Genomic DNA, 9,123 nt, shown 5'->3' with positions numbered 1-9,123 from the left:
CAAGGCTGCTCCTACAGGCCTTGAGGGAACCTCAAGCTTCGCGCCGTTCGATCTCCTCGGCATACCGCGCCGCAAAGGCCATCAACACCGGCCCGGCCCCCTGCAAGGTCACCAGCGCACTGCGCAGAAAATTCATGTTTCCCTCGACCCGCGCCCGTTCCAGCCAAGGCCCGGCTTCCGCCACCTGCCCCCGCTCGACAAGCACCAGCGCCAGGCTGAACATGCCACGGAAGTCCCCCGCCTCGGCCGAGCGCCTATACCAGCGCACCGCCCGTGTCGGATTGGGCGCCGTGGCGATGCCTTGTTCCAGGTAACGCCCGTACAGGTTCATCGACTTGGCATGCCCCATGTGCGCGGCCTTCTCGTAGCACATCAGCGCCTGTGCCTGGTTGGCCGGTATGCCGCGCCCGGTGGCCAGCAAGTTGCCCAGGTTGTACAGCCCCCAGTCCAGCCCGGCATCGGCCGCACGCGCATAGTGAATGGCCGCCTGCGCCTGGCTTGGCTCACCGCCCCAGCCATGCTCCAGGCAACGGCCCAGCATGTTGTGCGCCATGGCACTGCCACCCTGCGCGGCGATGCCGAACCAGCGCCTGGCGACGGCGGCATCCGCCTGAATGCCGCGCCCGTCGAGCAGGATCTGCCCCAGCAACAACTGTGCCTCGACCGCGCCCTGCCCTGCCGCCGCCAGGATCGCCTGGGCGGCCTTGCCAGGGCTTTCTTCCAGCATGGCCTGCAAACCGGTCACATCCACCACTTCCTCACGTCGCAACTGATAGGACACGGCTCAGACCTCGGCCCAGCGGCGCAGCAGATTGTGGTAGGTGCCGGTCAACTGCAGCAGTGACGGATGGTCCGGCACATCGGCAGTCAGTTGCTGGATGGCATTGTCCATTTCGAAGAGCAACGCCCGCTGGCTGTCCTCGCGCACCAGGCTCTGGGTCCAGAAGAACGCGGCGTAACGCTGGCCACGGGTCACCGGGTTGACCTTGTGCAGGCTGGTGCCGGGGTACAGCACCAGGTCACCGGCAGCCAGCTTGACCTGCTGCTCGCCGTAGGTGTCCTGGATCACCAGCTCGCCGCCGTCGTAGCTGTCCGGATCGCTGAGGAACAGCGTGGAAGACAGGTCGGTACGCACCCGCTCCGGGCTGCCCTTGGGCTGGCGCAGGGCGTTGTCGATGTGAAAGCCGAAACTGCCGCCTTCGCGGTAGCAGTTGATCAGCGGCGGGAACACCTTGTGCGGCAAGGCTGCAGACATGAAGCGCGGGTCCTGCCACAGGCGGTCGATCAGCGCGCTGCCGATTTCCTTGGCCAGCGGGTGGCCTTCCGGCAGTTGCAGGTTGTGCTTGGCCTTGGCCGACTGGTAGCCGGCCGTGATCTTGCCGTCGGCCCAATCGGCCTGCTCCAGCGCCTCGCGGATACGGGCCAGTTCATCGGCGTCGAACAGGCCGGGGATATGAAGCAGCATGGCGACAGCACCGTTTGGAAAATGTAAGGCGCCAATGATATTGATTCCCTTTTGCGCTTCACAAGCCCCAATGGCCGCTTAAGACGTTTCAGCTTGATGAAACCGTAAAGGCAAATTGTAAAGATTGTAAATTCTTCACGAATGGTAACGACTCTCAATTGTGACTAACAATTGCTTACATTAAGATCCGCGGCCTTACCACCTTGGGGAAGGTCCTTCGCAATGCGCCAGTACGTACCATCTGCAGTGAGTTCACCACGCCTGATCGTGTCTGCCATCGGCGTAGCCCTCAGCGCTTCGTCGGCCTACGCCGCCGACCCGGTCGCCAGCAGTGCTATCACCCTCGACGCCACCAGCGTCAACGGCAAGGCTGAACAGGCCAGCACCGATTACAAGGTCGACCAGGCATCCTCGCAGAAGTACACCGCGCCGCTGGTGGATACCCCCCGCTCGGTAACCGTGATCCCGCAGCAAGTGATCAAGGACACCAACGCCCTGACCCTGCAGGATGCACTGCGCACTGTGCCGGGCATCACCTTTGGTGCCGGCGAAGGCGGCAACCCACAAGGCGACCGCCCGTTCATCCGCGGCTTCGACGCCCAAGGCGACACCTACCTGGACGGCGTGCGTGACACTGGCGCGCAAACCCGTGAAATCTTCGCCATCGAATCGGTGGAAGTGGCCAAGGGCCCGAACTCGGCCATCGGCGGCCGTGGTGCCGCCGGCGGCACCATCAACCTGGTGAGCAAGCGCGCCCACCTGGGCAACTCGCTTGACGGCGCCTGGACCTGGGGCAGCGACCAGACCCAGCGCTATACCTTTGATGGCAACTACCAGTTCAGCGACTCCGTTGCCGGGCGCCTGAACCTGATGACCCACGAAAGCAACGTCGCCGGCCGCGACAAGGTCAACTACGACCGTTGGGGTATCGCCCCATCGCTGGCCTTCGGCCTGGGTACTCCGACCCGCGTGAACCTCGACTACTACCATCTGGAAAGCGACGACCTGCCGGATTCGGGCATCCCGTACACCATCCCGACCGGTGGCAACACTGCACGCACCTCGGCGCACCCGAGCAAGCCGTACGACGGCGGTGACAGCGACAACTTCTATGGCCTGACCGGTCGTGACTTCCGCAAAAGCCGCGTGGATATTGCCACCTTTGCCATCGAGCACGACTTGACCGACTCGCTGACCATCAAGAACACCCTGCGCCATGGCAACAGCATGCAGGACTACATCCTGACCCAGCCTGACGACAGCAAGGGTAACGTCAACAACGGCAGCGTCTGGCGCCGCGCCAACACCCGTGTGGGCAACACTGCCACCACCACCAACCAGACCGACCTGTTCGGTGAGTTCTACCTGGGTGGCATGAAGAACAGTTTCTCGACCGGTATCGAGCTGAGCCGAGAAGAGAGCAAGCGCTCGAGCTACACCGTCGATACCGACACCGTCCCAGGCGGCACCGCCAACACCAACTGCACCCCAGGCATGATCGGCGCCACCAGCGGTTACAACTGCACCTCACTGAGCAACCCGAACCCGGACGATCCGTGGAACGGCAGCATCGCACGCAACTACGCGGGCACCGATACCAAGAGCAACACCCGCGCAATTTATGTTTTTGACACACTCGAACTGACGCCCGAGTGGCTGTTGAACATGGGCCTGCGCTACGACCACTTCGACACCCAGTACCGCACCTACGACGCCACAGGCGCCACCGTGGTGAACAGCAAGGGCGTTGTCTCCAAAGGCAAGGATACAAGCGAGTTCGTTACCGGCCAGCTGGGCCTTGTATGGAAGCCGGCCGAGAATGGCAGTATCTACGTTTCCTACGCCACCTCCGCAACGCCACCCGGAGCAATGCTGGGCGAAGGTACTGAAGGCAACCCGTTGGGCAACACCACCGACCGCGCCGGCAACTTGCTGAGCAGCGATCTGGAGCCGGAGGAAACCACCAACTACGAAATCGGCACCAAGTGGGACCTGCTCGACCAGCGCCTGTCCCTGGCCGCTGCGCTGTTCCGCACCGAGAAGGAAAACGCCCGCGTCCAGGTTGACACCACTACCTACGAGAACGTCGGCGAAACCCGCGTACAGGGCATCGAACTGTCTGCCAGCGGCAAGATCACCGAAAAATGGCAGGTATTTGCCGGCTACACCTACATGGAAGCTCGCCAGATAGACGGTGGTGCCGTGAACAAGGCCAACGACGGCAACCAACTGCCGAACACGCCGAACAACAGCGCCAGCTTGTGGACCACCTACTCCATTACACCGAAGCTGACCGTGGGTGGCGGTGCCTTCTACGTGGATGACGTGTATGGCAGCGTGGCCAACACCACCATGGTCGACAGCTATGTACGCTACGACGCCATGGCCGCCTACAAGCTGACCAAGAACATCGACCTGCAGCTGAACGTGCAGAACCTGACCAACGAGGTGTACTACGACAAGGCCTTCTCTACCCACTTCGCCAACCAGGCGGCGGGGCGGACGGCTCTGTTGACCACCAGCGTCCACTTCTGATGCCGGGATGGGGTTGATCTGCTCAGATAGGCTGCTCCTGTAACGGCCTCTTCGCGGGCGCAGGCTTGCCCGCTCCCACAGGTACTCCACAGGGTTCAAGTGCTGTGCAGTTCCTGTGGGAGTGGGCAAGCCCGCGAAGAGGCCAGTACAGGAGACCACCAAAAGAAGCCCCCGCCCCGTTCATTCCCGTGAGCGGGGCTTTTGCGTATCAAGGCATAATGCACGCCGCGTAGTGTGCGGCAGAAACACAAGGTGATCATGTGGTGAAGAAGACGCTGTTCCAATTGCACTGGTTCTTTGGCATCACCGCTGGCCTGGTGCTGGCCTTGATGGGTATCACCGGGGCCTTGTACTCGTTTCAGGAAGAACTGCTGCGCGCGCTGAATGCCGATGTCCTGAAGGTCCAGGTGCGCCCGGAGGGCGTGCTGCCCCCGGCCGAACTGGTCCAGCGGGTCGAGGCCCAGCAGCACGACAAGGTGGCGATGCTGTGGGTCGATGTACGCGAAGGCAACGCCGCACGCGTCTTCTTCACCCCACCGCCAGGCGAGCGCCGTGGCCAGCTGCGCTATGCCGACCCGTATACCGGCGAACTCAAGGGAGAAGTGGCCGGGCAAGGCTTCTTCAACCTCATGCTCAACCTGCACCGCTTCCTGGCCATGGGCGACAGCGGCCGGCAGATCACCGGTGCCTGCACCCTGATGCTGGTGTTCTTCTGCCTCTCCGGCCTGTACCTGCGCTGGCCGCGCAAGGCGCTGGACTGGCGCACCTGGCTGACCTTCGACTGGGCCAAGAAAGGCCGCGCCTTCAACTGGGACCTGCATGCGGTGGCCGGCACCTGGTGCCTGCTGTTCTACCTGCTGTTCGCCCTGACCGGGCTGTTCTGGTCCTACGAGTGGTACCGCGAGGGCCTGAACAAGCTGCTGGCCGACGCGCCGGCCGCCGGCCAGCAGCAAAAGCGCGGCGAAGGTCGTGGCCGCCACGGGCCGCAGAAGATCGACAAGAACGCCCCGCCGCTGGTGGTCGACTACGACGCAATCTGGGCCAACCTCAAGGACGCTGCCGGCCCGGGCCTGGCCATGTACAACCTGCGCCTGCCACCGGTAGGCGGCCAGCCGGCCAACCTGTTCTACCTGCTGGACAACGCCGACCACCCACGTGCCTTCAACACCCTGGTACTGGACCCGGCCAGCGGCCAGGTGAAAAGACATGACCGCTACACCGACAAGTCCTTCAAGGCCCAGCTGCTCCAGAGCGTCTACGCCCTGCACGTGGGCGAATACTTCGGCCTGCCGGGGCGCATCATCGTCACCATCGCCAGCCTGACCATGCCGCTGTTCTTCGTCACCGGCTGGCTGCTGTACCTCGACCGCCGTCGCAAGAAGCGCCAGGTACGTGCCGCCCGTGGCAACGTCACCAGCAACACTGCCAGCGGCGACAGCTGGCTGATCGGCTTTGCCAGCCAGAGCGGGCTTGCCGAACAACTGGCCTGGCAGAGCGCCGGGCAGCTTCAGGCCGCCGGCCTGCCAGTGCAGGTACGCGCCCTGGCAGAACTGGGTGAAAGCGACCTGCGCCAGGCCCGCCGTGCGCTGTTCGTGGTCAGCACCTTCGGCGACGGCGAAGCCCCCGACAGCGCCCGCGCCTTCGAGCGCAAGGTGCTAGGCCAGCCTTGGGCGCTGGACCACCTCAGCTATGCCCTGCTCGCCCTCGGTGACCGCCAGTATCCGCACTTTTGCGGCTTCGCCCGCCGCCTGCAGGCATGGCTGGGCGAACGCGGGGCCAGCAGCGCATTCAGCCCGGTGGAAGTGGACAACGCCGACCAAGCCGCGCTGCAGCAGTGGCAGCAGGAACTGGCGCAACTGACCGGCGCCCAGCCAGTGGCCGCCTGGCAACCGCCGAGTTTCGGCAACTGGTCGCTGGTGCGCCGCGAACTGCTCAACCCGGGCAGCCAGGGCCAGCCGGTGTACCTGCTGGGCCTGCGACCGGAGCAGCCCGCCAGCTGGGAAGCCGGCGACCTGGTGGAGATCCTGCCGCTCAACGGCCAGCCGAGGATCGACGCCTTCCTCGATGGAATGGCGCTGGACGGCGGCGCCAAGGTGCAAGTGAATGGCTTGGCCGAAACCCTCGCCCAGGCCCTGTCCGGTCGGCAGTTGCCGACCCGTCGCGATCACCTGGTCGGTTTGCAGCCGCAGGCGCTGGTCGACGCACTGGTGCCGATCGGCAGCCGCGAATACTCGATTGCCTCGATCGCCAGCGATGGCGTGCTGGAGCTGATCGTGCGCCAGGAACGCCATGCCGATGGCAACCTGGGCCTGGGTTCCGGCTGGCTGACAGAGTACCTGCCGCTTGACGGTACGCTGAGCCTGCGTTTGCGGCGCAATAGCAGCTTCCACCTGCCGGAAACGGCGGCACCGCTGGTGTTGATTGGCAACGGCACCGGCCTGGCCGGCCTGCGCAGCCTGCTCCGCGCGCGGGTGAATGCTGGCGAGCAGCGCAACTGGCTGCTGTTCGGCGAGCGTAACCGGGCGCATGACCTGCTGTGCGGCAACGAGCTGCAAGGCTGGCTGGACAACGGCGACCTGGCACGCCTGGACCTCGCTTTTTCGCGGGATCAGGCCGACAAGGTGTATGTGCAGGATGTGTTGCTGCAGCAGGCTGAAGAGTTCAAGCGCTGGGTCGCGGATGGTGCCTGTGTGTATGTCTGCGGCAGCCTGCAAGGCATGGCTGCCGGGGTGGATGCGGCGCTCAACGGCATCCTCGGGGAAGCGGTTGTGCAACAGCTGATCGAGGATGGGCGGTATCGGCGGGATGTGTACTAGCTAGCTGCACCGCCCTTGTGGGAGCGGCCTTGTGTCGCGAAAGGGTCGCGCAGCGGCCCCAGGATATCGGCAGCGATGCATGAATTGCTGGGGCTGCTACGCAGCCCTTTCGCGACACAAGGCCGCTCCCACAATAAAGGCCAATTCAGACCATACAGGCCAATTCAAGCCATACAGTTCCGGCCTAGTGCAGCTCGAAGGTGTCAGCATCCAGATTGGCCGGGAACTTGGCCCGGTAGGCCGCCAGTTCCGCCGCACTCAACACCGCGGTGAACACCCCGTCGGCCTCCCCGGCACTGAGCAGGCTCTCGCCCTGGAAGTCCAGCACCTGGCTGTCGCCGGAGTAGGCAAAGCCCTTGCCGTCGGTGCCCACCCGGTTCACCGCCGCCACATAGCACAGGTTCTCGATACCCCGCGCCGGCAACAGGCGGTTCCAGTGCTGGCGGCGCGCAGCCGGCCAGTTGGCGGTGTACAGCAACAGGTCGGTGTCCTGGGCATCGCGGCTCCACACCGGGAAGCGCAGGTCGTAGCAGATCAGCGGGCGAATACGCCAGCCCTTGAGCTCGAACTGCACCTGGCGCTCGCCCGGGGTGTAGTGCTTGTGCTCACCGGCCATGCGGAACAGGTGGCGCTTGTCGTAATGCAGGATCTCGCCATCAGGCCGAGCCCACAGCAGGCGGTTGCGGTGGCTGCCATCGGCGGCCTGGATGATCACGCTGCCGGTAATCACCGTGTTGTACTTCTTCGCCTGGGCCTTCAGCCATTTGTAGGTCGGGCCGTTTTCCGGCTCGCACAGGCTTTCCGATTGCATGGAAAAACCGGTAGTGAACATTTCCGGCAGGATCACCAGGTCCACTTCGCCTACCTGCTCCAGCAGCACTTCGAAGTGCGCATAGTTGGCCTCGCGGTCGTGCCAGGCCAGAGTGGTCTGCACCAGGGCGACTTTCAGATTCGGCAGTGTACTCAGATCGCGCATAGTTTTTCCGCTGCCTGACGCAGCGTCTCCTCTCGTTTGGCAAAGCACAGGCGGACCAGGCGTTGCTCGGGGATGGGTTGCTGGTAGAACACCGACACCGGGATGGTCGCCACGCCGTGCTCACGGGTCAGCCACAGCGACATGTCGACATCGTTCAGGTCCGGGCGGATCTGCGAATAGTCCACCAGCTGGAAATAGGTACCCGCCGTGCGGGTGAAGCGGAACCGCGAGCCCTCCAGCAAGCCGCAGAACAGGTCTCGCTTGGCCTGGTAGAAGGCCGGCAGTCCATCGATATGCTCGGGGTGCTCGGCCATGAAATCGGCCAAGGCGCACTGCAGCGGGGTCACACCGCAGAAGTTGACGTACTGGTGTACCTTGCGCAGCTCGGCACTCAGCGCCGGCGGGGCGACCACGTAGCCGGTCTTCCAGCCGGTGACGTGATAAGTCTTGCCGAACGAGCTGACCACGAAGGCGCGCTGGTACAGTTGCTCGTGGGCCAACACGCTGGCATGGCGTACGCCGTCATAGACCAGGTGCTCGTAGACCTCGTCGCTGACCAGGTAGATATCGCGGTCAGCGATAAGCCGGGCCAGTTGGTCCAGGTCTTCACGGGTGATCAGCGCACCGCTGGGGTTGTGCGGCGAATTGAGAATGACCATGCGCGTGCGCGGGCTGAGGGCATCGCTGAACTTCTGCCAGTCGATGCGGAAATCGCCATCGCTCAGCTGTACATGCACGCAGCGCCCACCAGCCAGTTCCACGGACGGCTCGTAGCTGTCGTAGCAAGGGTCGAAGACGATTACCTCGTCACCGGCATGCACTACTGCCTGGATGGCGCAGAAGATCGCCTCGGTGGCGCCAGGGGTGATGGTCACTTCCTGGTCGGCATCCACCTGCGCGCCATACAGCCGCGCGACCTTGGCCGCCACCTGCTGGCGCAGGGCCGGCAGGCCGGTCATCGGCGAATACTGGTTATGCCCGGCGGCCACATGCCGGCCGACTGCATCGAGCAGCGCCTGCGGGCCATTGAAGTCGGGGAAGCCTTGCGACAGGTTGAGCGCGCCCGTCTGCACGGCGAGCTGGGACATGGTGGTGAAGATGGTCGTGCCGACATTCGGCAGTTTGCTGCGGATCATGGAGCCCTCTTTCCTGGGGTGTATCCGGCACGGGGTGGAGTCCGAGCATAGCGGATCAAGCGGTCAGGAAAAAGGTTGAAACAATAGGGGGATTTGCGCTGGATCAAAGGGCCTCTTCGCGGGGTTGGGGGGGGGGGAGGGGGGGGAGGCAAAAACAAGAAGGGGGGGGGAGGGAGAGGGGGGGGGGGGGAGAGG

General features: G+C 64.1%; 6 protein-coding genes. 2 read left to right on the top strand and 4 right to left on the bottom strand.

Annotated elements, in window-relative coordinates; genetic code table 11:
- Window positions 1-31: 31 nt before the first annotated feature.
- Both ACLCGK_RS22060 and ACLCGK_RS22055 read right to left on the bottom strand, forming a co-directional pair.
- On the bottom strand, window positions 32-781 hold the full coding sequence (locus ACLCGK_RS22060; protein ID WP_410952911.1) for a tetratricopeptide repeat protein: 750 nt from the start codon (window positions 779-781) through the stop codon (window positions 32-34).
- Between the two features lie 3 nt (window positions 782-784).
- Complete coding sequence (locus ACLCGK_RS22055) at window positions 785-1,465, bottom strand: Fe2+-dependent dioxygenase (RefSeq protein ID WP_410952910.1); 681 nt, start codon at window positions 1,463-1,465, stop codon at window positions 785-787.
- Between the two features lie 222 nt (window positions 1,466-1,687).
- On the opposite strand from ACLCGK_RS22055, the gene ACLCGK_RS22050 reads away from it, so the two are divergent.
- A complete protein-coding gene (locus ACLCGK_RS22050; protein ID WP_410952909.1) occupies window positions 1,688-4,000 on the top strand; it encodes a TonB-dependent receptor in 2,313 nt (770 codons plus the stop codon).
- Between the two features lie 260 nt (window positions 4,001-4,260).
- On the top strand, window positions 4,261-6,816 hold the full coding sequence (locus tag ACLCGK_RS22045; RefSeq protein ID WP_410952908.1) for a PepSY domain-containing protein: 2,556 nt from the start codon (window positions 4,261-4,263) through the stop codon (window positions 6,814-6,816).
- Window positions 6,817-7,000: 184 nt separating this feature from the next.
- On the opposite strand, the gene ACLCGK_RS22040 is transcribed toward ACLCGK_RS22045, so the two are convergent.
- Window positions 7,001-7,792 (bottom strand): amidohydrolase, encoded by a 792-nt coding sequence (locus ACLCGK_RS22040; protein ID WP_015269022.1) that lies wholly within the window; start codon window positions 7,790-7,792, stop codon window positions 7,001-7,003.
- Window positions 7,780-8,928: a pyridoxal phosphate-dependent aminotransferase gene (locus ACLCGK_RS22035; RefSeq protein ID WP_410952907.1), complete on the bottom strand. Its 1,149-nt coding sequence runs from the start codon at window positions 8,926-8,928 to the stop codon at window positions 7,780-7,782. Before ACLCGK_RS22035 ends, ACLCGK_RS22040 begins: the two co-directional genes overlap by 13 nt.
- Window positions 8,929-9,123: the final 195 nt, after the last annotated feature.

The sequence above is a fragment of the Pseudomonas sp. S1(2024) genome, assembly GCF_046557535.1.
The sequence above is the reverse complement of the archived record's forward strand: the minus strand, read 5'-3'. Positions and strand labels throughout refer to the sequence as shown.

Excerpts from the sequence above, each read along its gene's own strand:
- ACLCGK_RS22050 (WP_410952909.1), top strand. The coding sequence starts at position 1,688 with ATGCGCCAGTACGTACCATCTGCAGTGAGTTCACCACGCCTGATCGTG.
- ACLCGK_RS22055 (WP_410952910.1), bottom strand. The coding sequence starts at position 1,465 with ATGCTGCTTCATATCCCCGGCCTGTTCGACGCCGATGAACTGGCCCGT.
- ACLCGK_RS22040 (WP_015269022.1), bottom strand. The coding sequence starts at position 7,792 with ATGCGCGATCTGAGTACACTGCCGAATCTGAAAGTCGCCCTGGTGCAG.
- ACLCGK_RS22035 (WP_410952907.1), bottom strand. The coding sequence starts at position 8,928 with ATGATCCGCAGCAAACTGCCGAATGTCGGCACGACCATCTTCACCACC.